This is a genomic window from Microcoleus sp. FACHB-672 (assembly GCF_014695725.1).
Lineage (GTDB): Bacteria > Cyanobacteriota > Cyanobacteriia > Cyanobacteriales > Oscillatoriaceae > FACHB-68.
In genome coordinates this window covers 1-19635 of the sequence record NZ_JACJOU010000014.1, presented here as the reverse complement: position 1 = coordinate 19635, position 19635 = coordinate 1, and the positions used below count along the sequence as shown (strand labels likewise).

The following is a 19635-nucleotide window of genomic DNA, read 5'->3' as shown; positions in this document are numbered from 1 at the left end:
TTGCTTAAATCGGTTACGCAGTTAAAAATTTACGCAACTAAACAAGTCAAATTCCTCAAAATTTACCAGTCATTTAGGGCATTTGCAAGTTATCGGCTCGGTTTGAAGGATTGCTAGATGAGTTGACAGACATTATTCGATGCCGGCTCGCCAGATAAAACAGGGATTTTTTAACCGCAGCTCAACGCAGATGAAGTTATTTTTTAAGAGGTCTGATAAAAATAAATTTCTTAAATAAACACCAGCCAATCGACGCTAAATTATGATTGCTCTTTTTAGAAATCTGCCAAAATACATAGTTTGGACATTAGCTTTTCCAGTATTTGTTCTATATGGCTGGCTTGCTCTTCTAATTTTTAATTATTTTCAACCACTTATCAGTCTTTTTATTGCTTCTATTTTATTTGCTTTTATTTTAGATTATCCGGTTAAATTTTTACAAAAAAGAGGCGTACTCAGAACTAATGCAGTTGTTTTAGTTTTTTTAATTGCACTTTTAGTATTTTTAGCTTTAGCAATTACTCTTTTTCCGTTAATTATTGAACAGCTAAATGAGTTTTCTAAGCGTCTTCCAAGTTGGATAGATTCGGGAATTAAACAACTTCAAGTTTTGAACAAATGGGCGGTGACGCGAAATTTACCTCTCGATCTAAGTGAAGTAGCAACCAAACAAACGGAACGATTATCAGGACAGATTGATAGCGTTACTGGAAGTATTCTTGGGTTTGCCATCGAGACGCTTGGCAGTGTTTTAAATCTATTTCTAACGGCAGTCCTAACTTTCTATCTGGTTTTGCATGGAGAGCGTCTTTGGGATGGAATTTTCCTGTGGTTTCCTCCTAATATTGGGCCGATTGTGCGGCGTTCCCTTCGCCAGAATTTCCACAATTATTTTATCGGTCAATCAACATTAGCTGCTTTGAGCGGAGTGGCAATGACTTTGGCATTTTTGGCTATACAAGTTCCTCTAGCACTGCTGTTTGGATTTGGATTGGGTTTAATGGGTTTGTTTCCTTTAATGACTGGGGTAGGAATCAGTTTAGTCGGGTTACTGTTAGCATTACAAAACTTTTGGTTAGGAATGAAAGTTTTATTAATTGCTTTTTCGATAGATTGGGTTAATGCAAATTTAATTGCCCCTCGAATTCTGGGGGGATTCACCGGCTTAAATCCAGTGTGGATTTTAGTCTCCTTATTATTAGGGGCAAAAATAGGCGGAGTCTTGGGACTTTTAATTGCTGTTCCACTAGCAAGTTTTATTAAAAGTACGGCTGATAGTTTACGTGACGGCACCTGGAATTAAAGATTAGTATTGTGCTGAAGTGCTAGCCGGCACTTTTGCAAGAGCGACTGGACATTGAGATATTGCCCGATTATCATGAGGTGGTGAGACGGAATTTTGAAGAATTTATCACCCAGGGGTAGTTTAATCTGAATCAGAGCCGGTTTTTAATGCCGGTGTAGGACGTGTTTTTGAAGGATTGCCGTAGGTGGTAGACTTTTATGAAGAACCGTGGGATTGGTTTAAGGAGAAGGCCGTTGATGGTTGATTTAGGAGGAAATGATGGGTTGATGAAGTTGATCGAGCAGTTTGCAGGTTAACAACTAATGATTGAGTTTAGATAAATGAAGGATTTATTTAATTTATGAATAATAACAGAACGCTTTCATTACCAGAACAAGCAATGGAGCTATTGAACCGCCATAATGGTTCATTTAATATAGTAACAATTAGTCGGATAAAAGGCGAAATTAGTGAAGAATGCTTGAGGGGTGCACTAGATGCAGTTCAAAGAAGACATCCTCTACTTAGCTCTCGGATTGTTGGAACGCTGGATAATCTTGAATTTACATCTGAAGGAACAAATAGAATACCTTTACGTGTAGTTTTAAGTGGCAACAAGGAAAGCTGGGAAGATATTGTCAGAAAAGAATTGAATGAAAGCATTGATAGCAGTAAGGTTTTGCTCCGGTGCCGTCTTATTTCCAAACCATCTGAAAATAACATAAGCTATTTGATTACAACTGTACATCATGCCATATCAGACGGGTTATCTTGTATAAGCCTACAATCAGAAATTTTTAAATATTACCAAATAATTGCTTCTGAAAATTCTATTGATGTTGATTGTTTGCCTAATCTTCCATACCTAGAGGAACTACTACCTATATGGATGAAAGGCAAAAAAGGGGTCAGTAAAGGAAAATGGTTTTTGCTAAAACTTAAATTACAAATGCTTTTGCACAAACCCGAACGATTAGAATCTGAAGAGGTGGTTCCCCTAGAGTCTCGTAGTTGTGGCATGACTCATAGATTTTTAGAAAAAGAATTAACCCAAAAATTAATTGAAGTTTGTCGTCAAGAAAATACAACAGTACAGGGTGCTTTATGTGCGGCAATGCTAATTACAGTAGCTAATAAAATTAGAATGGGAGAACAGAGAAGTATTAATGTTTCATCTCGTTCTTATGTAGATTTACGCAGGCATCTTGAACCTCCTATTAATCCTAATAATATGGGGTTTTTAGCTTTGTTTTTAACTTCACTACATAATATACAGCCCCATACATCATTTTGGGAGTTATCAAGGAAGGTTACTCAAAATATTAAATTAGGTTTAAAGCGAAAAGATTTTTTTAAGCCTCTAATGCTATTTCGCAAGATTGTTGAATACTATATTGATCATCCAGATGAATCTCCCTTGACAATTGCTGTTACTAATATTGGAAAAGTCAATATCCCTCGTTTGTATGGAAATCTAGAAATAGAAGAAATAAGTTTTGTTTCCAGTAATGCCATATTTGGTAAGATATTTACAGTTGCCGTGGCAACTTTTAACGAAAAAATGTTTCTTAATTTCATAGCCTCTAAGCCTTCACTTAGTCAGGAGACAATAGAGATGCTTGCTAATGATGTTATTAATTGTCTGGTGGAGGTTTGCCAAGAGAAGGTAGTAAGGACTATTAAATAGTCTCAAAATAGACTTAACTTATGCTTTTTGACTCAGAACTGCCTTCAAAAGTTGAGCAAATTTGGGATAGATTATGGTCGCCGAGCCTCTCGAAGCTGATTGACTCCATTAAACGATTCCATGATCTGCTGTTCCTCAAACGCCTCAATAATGCAGAGAACCGGCAGAAAAAACCAGCAAAACGCCCCAATAAACCCTTTGACCTATAAATTAAGTCAGAATTGCGCTGATCGCATCAAAAGCATTTAAGACGCTGTCCATCAATAAGCCGTCATAAAATTTACGAGAAAAAATCGAAATTTTACTGTATAAAGCAAGGGTACAGAGGCTCGTCATCAAAAACCGGCCTATTACAATGATCCTAATCCTCGCAGCCCACTTCTGGCCATGACCCTTTACTCTGCATCTACCCCCAACCAACCCAACCAACCGACTATAAAAAATGCGGACTACCGGCTGATAGATCGTGAACAGCTATCACCCATGTACCGGCATTATGCGGATATGAAAGATAAATATCCTCATGCGATCCTGCTGTATCGGGTTGGGGACTTCTTTGAAACCTTCTTTCAAGACGCAATTACCGTCTCACGAGAACTCGAACTCGTCCTCACTAGCAAAGAAGGGGGTAAAGAAGTGGGGCGTGTGCCAATGACCGGCGTTCCTCACCATGCCTTAGATCGCTACTCTACGCAACTCGTCGAAAAAGGCTATGCGATCGCAGTCTGCGATCAAGTGGAAGACGCCGCAGAAGCCGCCGCAGAACGCCGCATCGTTGAACGCCAAATCACCCGCGTCATCACGCCAGGGACGGTTCTAGAAGAAGGAATGCTGAAAGCGCGGCGCAATAACTTCCTCGCCGCCGCCGTGATCACCGGCAGTCATTGGGGTTTAGCCTATGCAGATATCTCCACCGGCGAATTTTTAACCACCCAAGCGGATGACTTGGAACAGCTAAGCCAAGAATTGATGCGGCTGCAACCCTCAGAAGTGCTGATTCCCACGGATGCGCCGGATATCGGCAGTTTGCTGCGTCCCGGCGAAACTTCTGAACACTTGCCTAGCTGCCTGCCGCCTTCTTTTTGTTACGCCTTGAGATCGCAAAGACCGTTTACTCAAGTCGAAGCACGTCAACGACTGTTGCAACGCTTTAAAGTGAGATCGCTGGAAGGGATGGGGTGCGAACATTTACCCCTGGCAGTCCGCGCCGCCGGCGGTTTGCTGGAATATTTGGAAAATACATTTGAACAGGGAACCGGGGAAAAGCTGAAATCTTCCAATCCCCAATTTACCGCCAAAACCAAAATTCCCTTACAGCCGGTGCGAACCTACACACTTGCTGATTTTCTGATTATTGATCATCAGAGCCGGCGCAATTTGGAAATTACCCAAACCGTCCGGGATGGCACTTTTTATGGTTCACTGTTGTGGGCGCTGGATAAAACCGGCACTGCAATGGGTGGAAGGGCATTGCGCCGGTGGTTGTTGCAACCTTTGCTAGATATTAAAGGCATTAGCGCCCGACAAGATACGATTCAAGAATTGGTAGACAATAATTCCTTTCGCCAAGATTTGCAACAGTTATTACGGCAAATTTATGATATTGAAAGGCTGGCAGGGCGGGCCGGCTCTGGTACAGCGAATGCAAAAGATTTAGTAACTTTAGCAGAATCTTTAGGAAAACTTCCAGAACTGGCAAACTTGGCATCTGCCGGCACCTCGCCTTATCTTAAAGCCTTGCAAAATGTGCCGCAGGTACTTGAACAACTGGCACATCGCCTGCGCGAACATTTAGTTGATTCCCCCCCCATCCATCTGACTGAAGGCAATTTAATTCGCCCTGGCATTCACCCTCAGCTTGATGCCATGCGCCAGCAAGTTGAGGAAGATCGGCAGTGGATTGCTCAATTAGAAGTAACCGAAAGAGAACGCACCGGCATTCCCAATCTTAAAGTTGGATTTAATAAAACCTTTGGCTACTATATCAGCATTAGTAAGTCTAAAACTGAGCAAGCCCCGAAAGATTATCTCCGCAAACAAACCCTGACGAATGAAGAGAGATATATCACCACAGATTTAAAAGAAAGAGAAGCTCGAATTCTCACCGCACGAGATGATTTAAACCAACTCGAATACGAAGTTTTTGCCGGCTTGCGTGCAGAAGTGGGAGAACAAGCAGAACTAATTCGCAAAGTCGCCAAAGCCGTTGCCGCAGCCGATGTCCTGTGCGGTTTAGCAGAAGTTGCTGTGCATCTAGGTTACTGCCGGCCTACGATGGTCGAAAGCCGAGAAATTGCAATTATTGACGGACGCCACCCCGTCGTTGAGCAATCTTTACCTGCCGGTTTCTTTGTCCCTAATTCAGCGCATTTAGGAACTCCAGAAACTGCCTCTCCTACTCCTGATTTAATCATTCTCACCGGCCCAAATGCTAGTGGAAAAAGCTGTTATTTAAGACAAATTGGTTTAATTCAATTAATGGCACAAATTGGTAGTTTTGTGCCGGCAGCTTCAGCAACCTTGGGAATTTCTGACCGCATTTTCACCCGTGTCGGTGCCGTCGATGATTTAGCAACCGGACAATCTACCTTTATGGTAGAAATGAATGAAACCGCAAATATTCTCAACCACGCCACACCAAAATCCCTTGTTCTGCTTGATGAAATTGGCAGAGGAACGGCAACCTTTGACGGTCTTTCAATTGCTTGGTCGGTTGCAGAATATCTGGCAACGGATATCGCTTCACGGACAATTTTTGCGACGCATTACCATGAATTAAATGAATTGGCATCAATTTTATCCAATGTCGCCAACTATCAAGTAACAGTGAAAGAATTTCCGGATAGAATAGTGTTTTTGCATCAAGTTCATCCCGGAGGCGCTGACCGTTCTTATGGAATAGAAGCGGGAAGATTAGCTGGTTTGCCGGCTTCTGTGATTGAACGTGCAAGGCAAGTCATGAGCCAAATAGAAAAGCACAGTAAGATTGCGGTTGGTTTGCGTCAAGGCGGAGCGAAAAAAGACAATAAAAATGGTAAGCCGATTCTTGAACAATTAGATATTTTTGAAAAGTAAAACAGGAGAATGTTCTATGAAAACAACTAAACAATCGAGATAAATTTATCTACATTGAGCAGAAGCGCAGGTAAAATTTGAATAGAGATAACTGCTTTTGGTATTTTCACTAAGCAGCATGATTTAGAATATTGGGGAGTTTTAAGTTAAGGCACATTAACTCCCTAATTAAATTAATCATCAAAAAAAGTCTGGCATCCAAGGCTGAGAACCGGCAAATATTTGAGTCGCAAGAGATAACGCATTCTCCGTTGCTTCTAATTGGCCGTTTGCGTGCAGTTGATAAGCTGTAAATAAACCCGTGTAAAGCGGTGCGAGGGCGCGAATGTCTAACTGTAGTTCGCCTTTACCGCCTTTAGTGACTTCGCCTCGCCCTCCAGAAACCTTTAAAACAAAATTGCCATTGTTTGCCGGCAGTAAATTGTCAGTGACAGATAAATGTAACTCAGCAACCATAGCCGCCGGATAGCCGCGTTTTTCCAAGGCAAGCGCCACATTCACCACTCGCAAAAACCAGATGTCTAAACTGCGAATTTTAGCGGTTTGTTCTGCAAGCAGAAACAGACGAGAATCGAGAGTTGAACCCTGCCAAATAACCTTGTCGATCTGAGATCGATGATCTGCTAAAAACGCCCACAAACGACGTTGCGCTGCCGGCGTTACAGCCGCCCAATCCCATATTGTTAATAGATTGCTACCGACTTCCTGTTTGGGACTAAAAATAATGTAACCTTCGGGTTGGCTTTCACTGCCGGCAATATAGGCATAAACCGCATTGTCTGGGTGTTGAACAGCATTCTCCCAAATGGCTGTATTGCGATCTAAATTCCCGTTATTTCGGCTTGCCTGCTGCCGGTAAAGTTCGTGAAAAACTTCATGCTGAGATGATTCTACAGAACGAACCGGCATACTGCGTTCACTCATGCGAATACTCTGAGTTGGCAACTCCCAGGTGCAACGGGTGCCGGCTTGTTCATATCCCACTTTCCGGTAAAGGCGCTGAGTGGCGGGATAAAGCGAAGAAACCGGCACCCCACTGTCATAAAGTTCTTTGAGGGTTTGACTCAGCAGTTCAAATGCCACGCCGGTTCCCCGATACTCCGGCGGCACACCCACAGCTGCAATCCCCGCCATTGGCACAGATTGCCCCCCAAACCACTGCCCCATCTGGTAAATTCCCAAGCCGGCGGCAATTTTGCCCTCTTGACGCAAAACTCGAAAACTCTCTAATCCCAAACGATCTCGATAAAAAGGCCAATCTTTCGTAGGAAAGTTGAAGCACTGGCAGAGAATTTCCCCTAGGCGTTGTGCTTCTTCAGGATTCGACACGTTGCCAAATTCAAAATTAGGCATGATCTCAACTTAAATTAAATATCGTGCCAAAGTTGGAAATTTTGATCTTAACCACAGATGCACACAGATGATAAAAGATGCCGGCACCCTTCTCTCCCTCATCTCCCCTGAATGAGCATTTGGAATCGGCTATCCTTTCGGATGTTGTCAAAGTCCGAGTCGGTTTCTGCAAGTTGCCGATATTCGTCAGGGTTGAGTTGGATAGCGTGCTGGAGGTTTTCCAGGGCTAAATCAATGTTGCCTTGTAAGGCGCTGTAGCAAGCTTTGTTGTACCAGGCTTCATGAAAGTCCGCTTCAATTTCAATAGCTTGGTCAAAGCAAGCAATCGCTTCTTCATAGCGTTCTAATTTGCCTAAGGCATTGCCCCGCTTGTTCCAGGCTTGATGAAAGTCCGGTTTAATTTCAAGTGCTTTATCGTAGCAAGCAATCTCTTCTTCATAGCATTCTAAATTATATAAAGCAAAGCCCCGGTTGCACCAGGCTTCATAATAGTCCGGTTTAATTTCAAGGGCTTTATTGTAAGAAGCAATCGCTTCGTGATAGCGTCCTAAATTATTTAAGGCAAAGCCCCGATAGAACCAGGCTTCATGATAGTCTGGTTTAATTTCAAGTGCTTTATCGTAAGAAGCAATCACTTCTTCATAGCGTCCTAAATTAGCTAAAGCATCGCCCCGCCAGTACCAGGCTTCATGATAGCCAGGTTTAATTTCAAGTGCTTTATCGTAGGAAGTAATTCCTTCTTCATAGCGTCCTAAATTTCCTAAGATAAGACCACGAATGTACCAGATTTCAGGAAAGTCCGGTTTAATGCCAAGTACTTTATCGTAGTCAGCAATCGCTTCTTCATAGCGTCCTAAATCACTTAAGGAATCGCCCCGCTTGTTCCAAGCTTCATCATAATCCGGTTTAATTTCAAGTGCTTTATCGTAGTCAGCAATCGCTTCTTCATAGCGTCCTAAATTTTTTAAAGCATTGCCCCGGTTGTTCCAGGGTTCAGGAAGGTTCGGTTTAATTTCAAGGGCTTTGTCGTAGGATTCAATCGCATCTTCATAGCGTCCTAAATAATCTAAGGCAATGCCCCGGTTGTTCCAGGCTTCATGATAATCTGGTTTAATTTCAAGTGCTTTGTCGTAAGAGGCCATTGCTTCCTCATCGCGTCCTAAAAAATAAGCTAAGACAAAGCCCCGGTGATACCAGGCTTCATGATAATCTGGTTTAATTTCAAGTGCTTTGTCGTAAGAGGCCATTGCTTCTTCATAGCGTCCTACATTGGCTAATGCTATACCCTGTTCAAACCAAGCTTGAGCAATGTCTTGTTGATATTTGTGCATAATTATAAATAAAATGTGTGGTCTGTGAATGGTTGACTGAGCTTGCTCTAGCAGTTTTTAACTTTCCTTTTGTAACGAGTTAGTTCTTAATAAGTTTTTTTTTATAAATCTTAGCCCAGACTCAAACAAAATACAAGAATAACTATCTACTAATTCCCAAGCGCATTAGGAAATATAATTCAGGGAATGCCGGCAATCAGTCAAGATGCCGGCATCCTTCTCTCCCTCATTTCCCCTGAATAAGCATTTGAAACCGGCTATCCCCTCGGATGTTATCAAAGTCCGAGTCGCTTTCTGCGAATTGCCGGTATTCGTCAGGGTTGAGGTAAATAACGTGTTGGAGGTTTTCTAGGGCTAACTCAATGTTGCCTTGTAAGGCGTAGCAGTAAGCTTTGCTGTACCAGGCTTCATGATAGTCTGGTTGAATTTCAAGTGCTTTGTCATAAGATGCAATCGCTTCTTCATGGCGTCCTAAATTATATAAAGCATAGCCCTGCCAGTACCAGGCTTCATGATAGTCTGGTTGAATTTCAACAGCTTTGTTGTAGGAAGTAATCGCTTCTTCATGGCGTCCTAAATTAACTAACGCATGGCCTCGGTAATACCAGGCTTCATGATAGTATGGTTTAATTTCAAGGGCTTTTTCGTAAGAAGTAATCGCTTCTTCATCACGTCCTAAATTATATAAAGCATTACCCCGATTGTTCCAGGCTAAATGATAAGTCGGTTTAATTTCAAGGGCTTTTTCGTAAGAAGTAATCGCTTCTTCATCACGTCTTAAATTATATAAAGCATTGCCCCGACTGTTCCAGGTTTCATAATCGTCCGGTTTAATTTCAAGGGCTTTATCGTAAGATGCAATCGCTTCTTCAGTGCGTCCTACATTGCGTAATGCTATGCCGTGTTCAAACCAAGCTTGAGCAAGGTTTTGTTGATCTTTGTGCATGATTATCAATAAAATGTGTGGTTTGTGAATGGTTGCCTGATATTGCTAAAGCAGTTTTTAAGTTCCCTTTCGCAACGAGTTAATACCTCAATCTTTATTCTCTTCCCCTCATCTCTCTAAACACCGGCTCTCTAAACGCCGAAACCAGGCTGAGCGCAAAATAACCACAATTACCGCCACCGGCAGCAACACCATCTGGCTAATTAACTGCAACACCAGTAACCCGCTACCGGCTGCCAGGGAGAACACGCCATCCTGAAGGCGCTGATGCACAATCAGAACCAGCAACAGCACCAGCACCCCCAGCAGGCCGGCTGAACGGCGGGAAATGCTACCGTAACCGGCAACCCTAAAAGGCCGGCGCAACTGCCGCACAGCCCATTTAACAGCCCGTTCCAGTGTTGTTAAAGTAATTGCCGGCCACACAAATTCCACCAATATCAGCAGCAAAAATAACCAACTTAGCTGCAATTTCAAGGTGTAAGTCGGCAATAATGCAAGTTTAAAAACTGTTGTGTAGTTATAAATAAAAAACACCGGCCATTGCAGCAGAAATTGCGGCAAATCGATGAGATAACCAGGATTTTTAACAACTTCGCTGCTACCACTCAGTAAAGCCGGCAACATAAACGGTTCTAAAAACACCAAACTATATAAACCGGCGACCCGTAAAGCCGGCTTCCATTTTTCAGAATAAAGCAGGGCGTAATTCGTAACCAGTAACAGCACATAGCATAAAATTAGCGAATTACTAGCCGCTCTAGACGGGCCTAAACCACTGCTTCCCAACCTCCACACCACACCCATCAGCGCCACAAGGGTAAAAGCCACAAAGCGCCGGAAAAGCTGACGGGCAGCCGGATATTCCACCGGCTTTCCAGTTCGCACAAACATCAAAACGCCGGTTGCTACAGCGCCCGTGAACGCAACCAATAATCCTAAAATATAGCCAGGAAATACTGCCGGCAGACGCGCAACCGACACATTCAAAGATCGTTGCGCCCAATTCACCGCCTGCCCGATTAAAAAAGAATCGTAGGGTTCGATTACATGATCAGCCGTCGGAGAAATCACCATCATCCGGGCAGTGCCGGTATTAAAATCTCCAACAATCTCGCCTGCCTGATTTTTGCCGGCAGTTGCCGCTTGGTACATCCGGCGGACATCTGCCACAGGATTAAGCTGTTCATACACACCCACGCCCAGGAAAAGATTTTTGGGCACAGAAGGGGCCGCTTCTCCGCTCATTCCCATCACAATCGTAGAGCGCAACTGCCGGTCTGTTTGAGCTAGCTGTAAAGCAATAGTGCCCCCCAAAGAGTGGCCGGCAATTCCCATGCGCTTAACATCAAAGCGATCAGGATTTGCCCGCAGATAAGTCAGAACTGCCTGGGCATCCGCGAGATTGCTTTCCTCAAGATTTTGGATCGCACCCTTACCCCCTGAAAGCCGGTAAGATTCCCCCGATCCCCCAAAATCGAAAGCGAGTCCTGCAATTCCATGACGCGCCAATTCCACTGCTAAGGGCGTCATCACCTCCTTACTGGCATTGATGCCATGACACAGCACCATAACTGGCTGTGGGGCAGCAGTCGCTTTCGGAATAAATAGGCGTGCGACGAGTTGCCGGTTGCCTTCGAGTGGGATAGCGAGGGACTCTGATTGAACTGTTGCCGGGTTAAAAACAAAACAAAGCACTAGCCCAACAACAAGCAGCACAAAGCTTAAAAGCAAGCCGGTGATTTGTCCCAGAATGTTAAATTTTGGATCTTTGCCTGTTATTTGCTCATCCATACCCCATGCCCCTAACCTAAAAATCTACGGTGTACACACATCTGCTGCTCAACCTCAAACGTCAGTAGAGAAGACTTGTGTGCATACCGTAGAACCCAAAAATGAGGGATCGAAGCATGAAGGATGAATTTCTCCCTTTCACCCATGCCCCATCCCCCATGCCCCATGCCCAATCCCCCTAAAGTCCCAATTTCTCCAACACCGGCTTGGTTGAAACAATGTGTCGGTCGAGTCCCAACTGCTTCGGATCAACCCCTAAAGCCAGCGAGATTAACTGAGGCAAATGCAACACCGGCAGCCCCAGTTTACGTTGAATCACCTGTTCCACCTCTGGTTGACGAGAATCCAGATTGAGGTGGCACAAAGGACAAGGCGTTATCAGACAATCCGCCCCCGCGTCAAGCGCTTCTTGAATATGAGCGCCGGCCATCTTAAACGACTCAACCGGCGCATAACTAGAAAGAGGCCAACCGCAACATTGCGTGCGCCCTCGATAATAAATCGGTGTCGCCCCAACCGTCCGAAATACATTCTCCATTGATTCGGGTTTGAAGGGATCATCGAAAGGCATCGAAGTTTGGGTGCGAAGCAGATAGCACCCGTAAAACGCTGCACATTTTAGGTCACTCAACTTGCGCGTCACCCGGTTTTGAATTTCCTCCAAACCGTAATCTGCGATTAAGGCCCACAGGAGATGTTTGACCTCCGTCGTTCCCCGATAGGGCGAACAGCCTTCTTTTTTCAATAACCCGTTCACGCGCTCAATATAAGCCGAGTCAGTTTTCTGCAAATCCTTGAGGCGCTCATCCACATGGCCAACGACGCCCTGACACGTGCTGCAATGAGTCAGCAGCGGCAGATTCAATTCTTCCGCCAAAGCAATATTACGAGCATTCACCGTATCTTCTAGCAGCTGAGAGTCTTCCTTAAACGTGCCAGAACCGCAGCAGGAAGCTTTTTTCAATTCAACGAGTTCAATGCCCAAAGTTTCAGTCAGAACTTGAGTAGACTGGTAAAGCTCTCGGCAGGCTCCTTGGGCAACACAGCCGGGAAAGTAAGCGTATCTAAGTGTTGAGGATGGCATAGTTGGAATTCCCTAGCGAGCGTTAAGCCTGGGATAATGTGGGTAAGCAGAGCGGACGCTCTTTTTCTATGATGACTTCCAGACGGGCAACCGACAGCAATTCCTTACAAACCTTTAATCCCAAAAGTTTTGACCGACAGGGTGTCAATTTTAAAACCGTCTGCGATCAGTCTCCCTTGCGATCCCCCTTTCCGATAAGATGATCAAATGCCCTGACCTGTAAAAATCCTTTCCCAAGTTCTAGCGACTGCCAGGGACAAGTGAAACCTTTACAGGTCAAGGCAAATGGATAAATGTTAGACAAAAACTAACAACGCACGAATTTATAAGCAGCTGCGGCACACTGAGGACATCCCTATGAGTCAAGAGGAAATTTTTTCAAGAGTCAAGAAAATCGTGGCGGATCAACTGGAAGTTGAGGCGAGCGACATCAAGCCAGAATCCAACTTCGCCAACGATCTCGGAGCTGACTCTTTAGATACTGTGGAATTGGTAATGGCTTTAGAAGAAGAATTTGATATCGAAATTCCGGACGAAGCCGCAGAAGGGATTCTCACAGTTCAAGCAACTGTGGACTACATCAACAGCCAAGTTTCAGCCTCCGCCGCGAAGGAGTGAGCGCTCAAGGCTGAAGGATGAAGGCTGAAGTAAAAAGGCTGAAGCATCAATTCAGCCTTCAGCGTTCAGTCTGACTTCCTTCTCCCGTGCCCCTGTGTTTTGCGTTCTGGGTGTGGAAGCCCGCGAAATTGAATCATGACCAACTTTGAACGGAAACGTGTTGTTGTCACCGGCCTTGGTGCGATCACACCAATTGGCAATACCCTCGCTGAATATTGGGAAGGATTGATTGCCGGCAGAAGTGGCATTGGCCCCATCACCTTGTTCGACGCATCACGGCACGACTGTCGAATTGCCGGCGAAGTGAAGGGCTTTGACCCTTACGAGTATCTGGAACGCAAAGAAGCCAAGCGGATGGATCGCTTTGCTCAGTTTGCGATTTCAGCGAGCAAGCAGGCAATCGCCGACGCCCAGTTCACAATTAATGACCTGAATGCAGAACAGGTGGGCGCGATCATCGGCACCGGCATCGGGGGGCTAAAAGTTCTTGAAGATCAACAAGAAATCTATCTCACGAAAGGCCCAGATCGGTGCAGCCCTTTCATGATTCCCATGATGATTGCCAATATGGCTGCCGGTTTAACCGCCATTCACACCGGCGCAAAGGGGCCAAATTCATGCACAGTTACAGCCTGTGCGGCTGGCTCAAATGCAGTAGGTGAAGCATTTCGTCTGATTCAGCGCGGCTACGCCCAAGCGATGATTTGTGGCGGAACGGAAGCGGCGGTAACGCCCCTGTCTGTTGCCGGTTTCGCAGCAGCCCGGACACTTTCGACGCGCAACGACGATCCCGCCCACGCCAGCCGGCCTTTTGACCGGAATCGGGATGGATTTGTTATGGGCGAAGGTGCCGGCATCCTATTGCTCGAAGAACTCGAATGCGCCCTCAGTCGGGGTGCCCGCATCTATGCCGAACTCGTTGGCTACGGCATGACTTGCGACGCCTATCACATGACCTCCCCCGTACCTGGTGGCGAAGGGGCTGCACGGGCAATGCAGCTAGCGATGAAAGATGCGGGAATCACCCCCGATCAAATCAGCTACATTAACGCCCACGGCACCAGCACGCCGATGAACGACCCCACAGAAACCGCCGCCATTAAAACAGCCTTGGGAGAGAGTGCCTACAAAGTGGCCATTAGCTCAACCAAGTCAATGACCGGCCACCTGCTGGGCGGTTCCGGCGGCATCGAAGCCGTAGCAACCGCAATGGCAATTGCCAACGATCAAATTCCGCCGACGATTAATTTGGACGATCCCGATCCAAACTGCGACTTAGATTATGTGCCTCACCAAAGTCGCGCTCAAAAAGTCGAAGTGGCGCTGTCCAACTCCTTCGGGTTTGGCGGTCATAACGTCACACTAGCTTTTAAAAAGTACGTTTAGGGCATCGGGCATCGGTGATTTTTTCTGAACCCATGCCCGATTTCCCCTTCCCCATTCCCCATTCCCCATGAGAACTACTTGCCCATCGATCCCGCTAATGGGATGATGGGTGAGAATGTCTTGGGGCGATTCCAGAGCGCTAACACCCAAGGTCATTCAATCGATCTCTCACACTGTTTGCACTCAAGAAAACGATCATGCCTGTTGCCACCCAATCACTCGAAGAACTTTGCATCAACTCCATCCGCTTTCTGGCCGTTGACGCCGTAGAGAAGGCAAAGTCCGGTCACCCAGGGCTACCGATGGGCGCTGCGCCGATGGCGTTTGTGCTGTGGGATCGCTTTATGCGGTATAACCCAAAAAATCCTAAGTGGTTTAACCGCGATCGCTTCGTGCTATCAGCTGGACATGGCTCCATGCTACAGTACGCCCTGCTCTACCTGATGGGCTTCGACAGCGTCACCATAGAAGACATCAAGCAGTTCCGTCAGTGGGAATCCAAAACCCCTGGGCACCCGGAAAACTTTATGACTCCAGGTGTGGAAGTCACCACGGGTCCTCTCGGTCAAGGAATTGCCAACGCCGTCGGTTTGGCAATGGCAGAAGCTCACCTAGCGGCCAAGTATAATAAGCCCGATAGCACAATCGTCGATCACTACACTTATGTGATTTTGGGTGATGGGTGCAACATGGAAGGTATTTCTGGTGAAGCGTGTTCTTTCGCCGGCCACCTGGGATTAGGTAAACTCATCGCGTTGTACGACGACAACCACATCTCCATCGATGGTTCTACCGATGTGGCTTTCACAGAAGATGTTTCCAAGCGGTTTGAAGCATACGGTTGGCACGTCCTCCACGTCGAAGATGGCAATACCGATTTAGCCGCCATTGAGAAAGCAATTAACGAAGCTAAAGCCGTCACCGACAAGCCAACCATGATTAAGGTGACAACCATCATCGGTTATGGTTCGCCCAACAAACAAAACACTGCCGGTGTTCATGGTGCCGCCCTTGGTGCAGATGAAATTGCATTGACTCGCGAAAAACTGGGCTGGCAACACGAGCCTTTCGTAATCCCAGAAGATGTACTCAACCATACCCGCAAAGCCGTGGAACGCGGCGCAGGCTATGAAGCAGAGTGGAACAAGACTTTTTCCGACTACAAAGCTAAATATCCCCAAGAAGGGGCTGAATTCGACCGCTACATCAGCGGCAAATTGCCTGACGGTTGGGATAAGGTTCTCCCCACCTACACCGCCGAAGACAAGGCGCTGCCAACCCGCAAGCACTCCGAAAACTGCCTCAACAAATTGGCATCCGTTTTGCCTGAACTGATCGGGGGTTCCGCTGACTTAACCCACTCCAACCTGACTGAAATCAAAGGAAGTGGTGACTTCCAGAAAGGGCAATATCAAAACCCCAACATCCACTTTGGTGTGCGGGAACATGGTATGGGCGCAATCTGTAATGGGATCGCGCTGCATCAATCTGGATTAATTCCCTACGGCGCAACCTTCTTGATCTTCACAGATTATATGCGGGCTGCCATTCGCTTATCTGCCTTGTCCCAAGCTGGGGTAATTTGGGTGATGACCCACGACTCTATCGGACAAGGTGAAGATGGCCCAACCCACCAACCGATTGAAACGCTTGCTTCCCTGCGTGCGATTCCTAACCTGACGGTGATTCGTCCTGCAGACGGAAACGAATGTTCTGGTGCTTATAAATTAGCGATTGAAAAAGCCAAGCAAAACCATCCCACCTTGTTAGCCTTCACGCGTCAAAATGTGCCCAATTTAGCCGGCACATCGATTGAAGGCGTGGCAAAAGGTGGCTACACGGTGGTTGAGTCTGAGGGAACACCGGATGTTATCTTGATTGGTACGGGTTCAGAAGTGAGCCTGTGCGTAACAGCAGCCGAGAAACTCACGGCTGAAGGTAAAAAAGTCCGTGTCGTTTCGATGCCTTCAACCGAAGTGTTTGATGGACAAGATGCGGCTTACAAAGAGTCTATTCTGCCGAAATCTGTTACCAAGCGCTTACTTGTAGAAGCCGGCAGCAGTTTTGGCTGGCACAAGTACGTCGGAACGGAAGGCGATACCGTAAGTATTGATCGCTTTGGTGCTTCTGCTCCAGGCGGTGTCTGTCTAGAGAAGTTTGGCTTCAGCGCTGACAATGTTTTAGCTAAGGCAAAAGCACTGTTAGGCTAAAACCTAAGTAATCGTTTCTTGTGGGGTAGGCATGATGCCTGCCCCTTTTTTTTATGGATAGCGAAGATAGCCTGGATGAATGGGAATAAGTATTATTTGAGCGCTGTTGGGTTCTATTGTGCCGGCTATAACTAATCCCTACAATTCCTAGCAATTACGGGCACGAAAGCAAGGATAAGTTGTGTAATTATTAATTGCTTAAGAAATAGCTAAATATGGAAACGTATCTTCAAATATAAAGTTAAAAAAGTAGGGAGGAAATCTCGCTAGCTCTACGCCGATTGGAGAAGTTACGGCTTGTGAAACTCTTACCTTCTGATAGCTTTACCATTAAAACCGAATATCCCTTGCCGGCTGTCATCGACAAGCTAAATGCCCAAATCGAACCTCCAAAGGCAATACGATGGAGTATTTCTCGCAATCATGCTCCCTATGAAGGCACGATCAATGATTCGGGATTTGATATCCGTCGCATTATTCACTACCGAAACTCATTTTTACCAAAGATCCGGGGGCGATTTGAGCCGTTATCTCAGGGAACACTTATTCATGTCACCCTGCGGGTGCCTACCTTTATCATCGCTTTCTTACTTTTTTGGTATGCAGTCTGGTACAGCATTTCGATCCCGTTTTTTCTGTTCGGGGCGTTATCTGGGGATGTGGATGCCTTACTAGCCTTCCAATTTGTAGGACTGCCGGTTCTTCTATTATTTGCCTTGTGGTGCGCCTTTTGGTACGAAGCAAATCGCAGCCGGCACGAATTAACCCAAATTATTTTAGGAGAACCACTCGGTAATCAGTCAGGTAAAGCCTCTTTCACCGGCTCGCGGATTCTAATGGTAGCCGTCATTATTCTCTCGAACGTTGTCCTTTGGCACTTTTCCCCCCTTGTTCGACAAAGATCGTCTTCTATCGTCCCGAACTATTGTTCTCAAAAGACAACCCAGTCCCCTTACTGCAATTTCTCCGTTGTTCGCACCATAAAAGGACATCCCACAGCCTCTACCTTTACAATCAGTGCTGATGGTAAAACCGTGGTTAGTGGTGGGGAAGATAAGGCAATTAAAATCTGGGATTTGCAAACGGGACAGTTAAGAAAAACACTTCAAAGCGATTCAGGTAAAATAGATGCTGTCGCAATCGCTCCCGATAGCAAAACCGTCGTCACCGGCAGTGGAGATCGCATGGTTCGCATCTGGGATATTACCTCAAACCAGCGGCCCCAGATCCTCAAGGGACATTCTAGCGATATCCGTCAGGTCGAGATTTCATCTGATGGAAAAACCATTATTAGTAGCGCTTATGATGAACTTAAAATGTGGGATCTGACAACCGGCAAGCTAAAAACAACATTGCCTAATTCGTCTCCAACAGAGTTCACAATTGGTTCAGTTTCGATCAAAACTGGGCCTCCACCTTTTTATCCCCTAGCCATCAGTTCCGCTGGCAAAATAGCATTGGTTGAATTGGACAGCGAACTGGTTGTGTGGGATTTGGCGACAAACCGGCAAAGAGTTCTTTCAAAACAATGGAATTTTGAATCGATTGGCACTTCACGTATCAGTTTGGATGGACAAACAGTCGTCACCACTTCATTTTCTAGCAAACCAATCAATCTGAAAGTATGGGATCTAAAAACAGGAAAGGTTAAGGCACGTACAAAGCTGAATTTATCTCCGAACGAAAATCATCTCTCTAACATTACCCTCAGTCAAGATCGCATCATTGCCGGCACTTACAAGGGGCTGACAGTGTGGAATCTGCAAACAGCCGAATTAGAAGCCATTCTGGACAAACATAAGATGAGTAATTTAGTGATTAGTTCTGATGGCAAATTATTAGCCGGGATGATCGGTGATCCATACTCTCGCAATAGTCAAATTAAAATATTGCAGCGTCCATAAATTCTATCCAATCAGGAATGCTGAATAATTTGTCTAGTGTCATGGAAATTTGCTCTGAGAGGATGTCTGAGAAGCAGGAAAGCTCTCAAAACGATCTACTTAGACTTTTAAAAAAACAAATGAGCTGGATTTGTATAGCACTACCTGTTAAGGTTAGGACAATGATAGAATAGAAAAGAAAGTTCCAAGCCAGTCAAAATAGTATGCCAGTTCCCTATAGTTATGATCTGCGAACAAAAGCCATTGAGGCGTTCAAGAGAGGACAAAGAAAAAGCGAAATATGTCGTTTGCTACAAATTAGCCGCAATAGCTTAGACTTGTGGCTAAAAAAAGAAAAAGAAACCGGAGACTATCAAGCCAGCACAAACAGACAAAAAGGCAGACCCCCCAAAATCAAAGATGAGTCAAAGTTTGAAAAGTTTATTGAAGAACATAAAGAGCTGACTCAAGGGAGAATGGCCGAATTATGGGGAGAGAATTTAACTCAACAAAATGTAAGCTATGCGTGTAAAAAGCTAGGCATTACTCGAAAAAACTTACGGGTATCAAGAAAGAGATGAAGAACTCCGAGTACAGTTCATCAAAAAAATGTCAGAAGTGGATGAAGAAAAAATAGTTTATGTCGATGAAGCAGGATTTGATGAGCGAGAATACTATCCCTATGGTTATAGCCCTAAAGGGGAAAGATGTCACGCGCTTAAACCCGGAAGAAAAAGAGAGAGAAGTAATTGGATTAGTGCGTTAAAAGCTGGGAGGTTATTAGCGCCTTTAACATTTGTTGGAGGGTGTCATCGAGATTTGGTTGAGGCTTGGCTCGCGCAAAGTCTAGTGCCTCACTTAGAAAGAGGAGATACAGCGCTTTTGAGAGATATGAGGTACACTCAAGGGAACATTAAAGGTATTGAGAATCATAATGAAACCGTACTCAGTAGATTTGCGAGAAAAAATAGTCAATGCTTACG

Annotated in this window: 15 protein-coding genes; 9 read left to right on the top strand and 6 right to left on the bottom strand. The window is 45.3% G+C overall.

Going from position 1 to position 19635, the window contains the following annotated elements; all coding sequences use genetic code 11:
* Window positions 1-262 precede the first annotated feature (262 nt).
* The 3 genes from H6F56_RS09510 to mutS all read left to right on the top strand — a co-directional run bounded on the left by H6F56_RS09510 (window position 263) and on the right by mutS (window position 6047).
* The gene (locus H6F56_RS09510) at window positions 263-1303 is read left to right on the top strand and encodes an AI-2E family transporter (protein ID WP_190667205.1); all 1041 of its coding nucleotides are present in this window, start codon (window positions 263-265) and stop codon (window positions 1301-1303) included.
* A 343-nt stretch (window positions 1304-1646) separates the two neighbouring features.
* A complete protein-coding gene (locus H6F56_RS09505) occupies window positions 1647-2972 on the top strand; it encodes a phthiocerol/phthiodiolone dimycocerosyl transferase family protein (protein ID WP_190667202.1) in 1326 nt (441 codons plus the stop codon).
* 387 nt (window positions 2973-3359) lie between these two features.
* Window positions 3360-6047 (top strand): DNA mismatch repair protein MutS, encoded by a 2688-nt coding sequence (mutS, locus tag H6F56_RS09500; RefSeq protein ID WP_190667200.1) that lies wholly within the window; start codon window positions 3360-3362, stop codon window positions 6045-6047.
* A 180-nt stretch (window positions 6048-6227) separates the two neighbouring features.
* Here the strand turns inward: mutS and eis are convergent, their stop codons facing one another.
* From eis to H6F56_RS09475, 5 genes are all read right to left on the bottom strand, one after another.
* The gene (gene eis, locus H6F56_RS09495) at window positions 6228-7400 is read right to left on the bottom strand and encodes a GNAT family N-acetyltransferase (protein ID WP_199312703.1); all 1173 of its coding nucleotides are present in this window, start codon (window positions 7398-7400) and stop codon (window positions 6228-6230) included.
* 98 nt (window positions 7401-7498) lie between these two features.
* Window positions 7499-8731: a tetratricopeptide repeat protein gene (locus H6F56_RS09490; RefSeq protein WP_190667198.1), complete on the bottom strand. Its 1233-nt coding sequence runs from the start codon at window positions 8729-8731 to the stop codon at window positions 7499-7501.
* 226 nt (window positions 8732-8957) lie between these two features.
* Complete coding sequence (locus H6F56_RS09485) at window positions 8958-9677, bottom strand: tetratricopeptide repeat protein (protein WP_190667195.1); 720 nt, start codon at window positions 9675-9677, stop codon at window positions 8958-8960.
* A 108-nt stretch (window positions 9678-9785) separates the two neighbouring features.
* Window positions 9786-11471, bottom strand: a complete 1686-nt coding sequence (locus H6F56_RS09480; RefSeq protein ID WP_190667194.1) for an alpha/beta hydrolase — start codon at window positions 11469-11471, stop codon at window positions 9786-9788.
* Between the two features lie 178 nt (window positions 11472-11649).
* The gene (locus H6F56_RS09475) at window positions 11650-12555 is read right to left on the bottom strand and encodes a CoB--CoM heterodisulfide reductase iron-sulfur subunit B family protein (RefSeq protein ID WP_190667192.1); all 906 of its coding nucleotides are present in this window, start codon (window positions 12553-12555) and stop codon (window positions 11650-11652) included.
* Between the two features lie 357 nt (window positions 12556-12912).
* On the opposite strand from H6F56_RS09475, the gene acpP reads away from it, so the two are divergent.
* Together acpP and fabF are read left to right on the top strand one after the other, a co-directional pair.
* On the top strand, window positions 12913-13173 hold the full coding sequence (gene acpP / locus H6F56_RS09470) for an acyl carrier protein (protein WP_190667190.1): 261 nt from the start codon (window positions 12913-12915) through the stop codon (window positions 13171-13173).
* Between the two features lie 135 nt (window positions 13174-13308).
* Window positions 13309-14559, top strand: coding sequence for a beta-ketoacyl-ACP synthase II (gene fabF, locus H6F56_RS09465; protein ID WP_190667188.1), 1251 nt, complete (start codon window positions 13309-13311; stop codon window positions 14557-14559).
* On the opposite strand, the gene H6F56_RS09460 is transcribed toward fabF, so the two are convergent.
* Complete coding sequence (locus H6F56_RS09460; protein ID WP_190667186.1) at window positions 14536-14715, bottom strand: hypothetical protein; 180 nt, start codon at window positions 14713-14715, stop codon at window positions 14536-14538. The genes fabF and H6F56_RS09460 overlap by 24 nt on opposite strands.
* Before the next feature lie 41 nt (window positions 14716-14756).
* Between H6F56_RS09460 and tkt the strand changes: the two genes are divergently transcribed.
* From tkt to H6F56_RS09440, 4 genes are all read left to right on the top strand, one after another.
* Window positions 14757-16769 (top strand): transketolase, encoded by a 2013-nt coding sequence (tkt, locus tag H6F56_RS09455; RefSeq protein ID WP_190667184.1) that lies wholly within the window; start codon window positions 14757-14759, stop codon window positions 16767-16769.
* Window positions 16770-17068: 299 nt separating this feature from the next.
* Window positions 17069-18673: a WD40 repeat domain-containing protein gene (locus H6F56_RS09450; protein WP_190667182.1), complete on the top strand. Its 1605-nt coding sequence runs from the start codon at window positions 17069-17071 to the stop codon at window positions 18671-18673.
* A gap of 203 nt (window positions 18674-18876) precedes the next feature.
* Window positions 18877-19233 (top strand): IS630 transposase-related protein, encoded by a 357-nt coding sequence (locus tag H6F56_RS09445; RefSeq protein ID WP_190667180.1) that lies wholly within the window; start codon window positions 18877-18879, stop codon window positions 19231-19233.
* A gap of 28 nt (window positions 19234-19261) precedes the next feature.
* The coding region (locus tag H6F56_RS09440; protein WP_190667177.1) for a transposase at window positions 19262-19635 on the top strand (374 nt) is incomplete at its 3' end.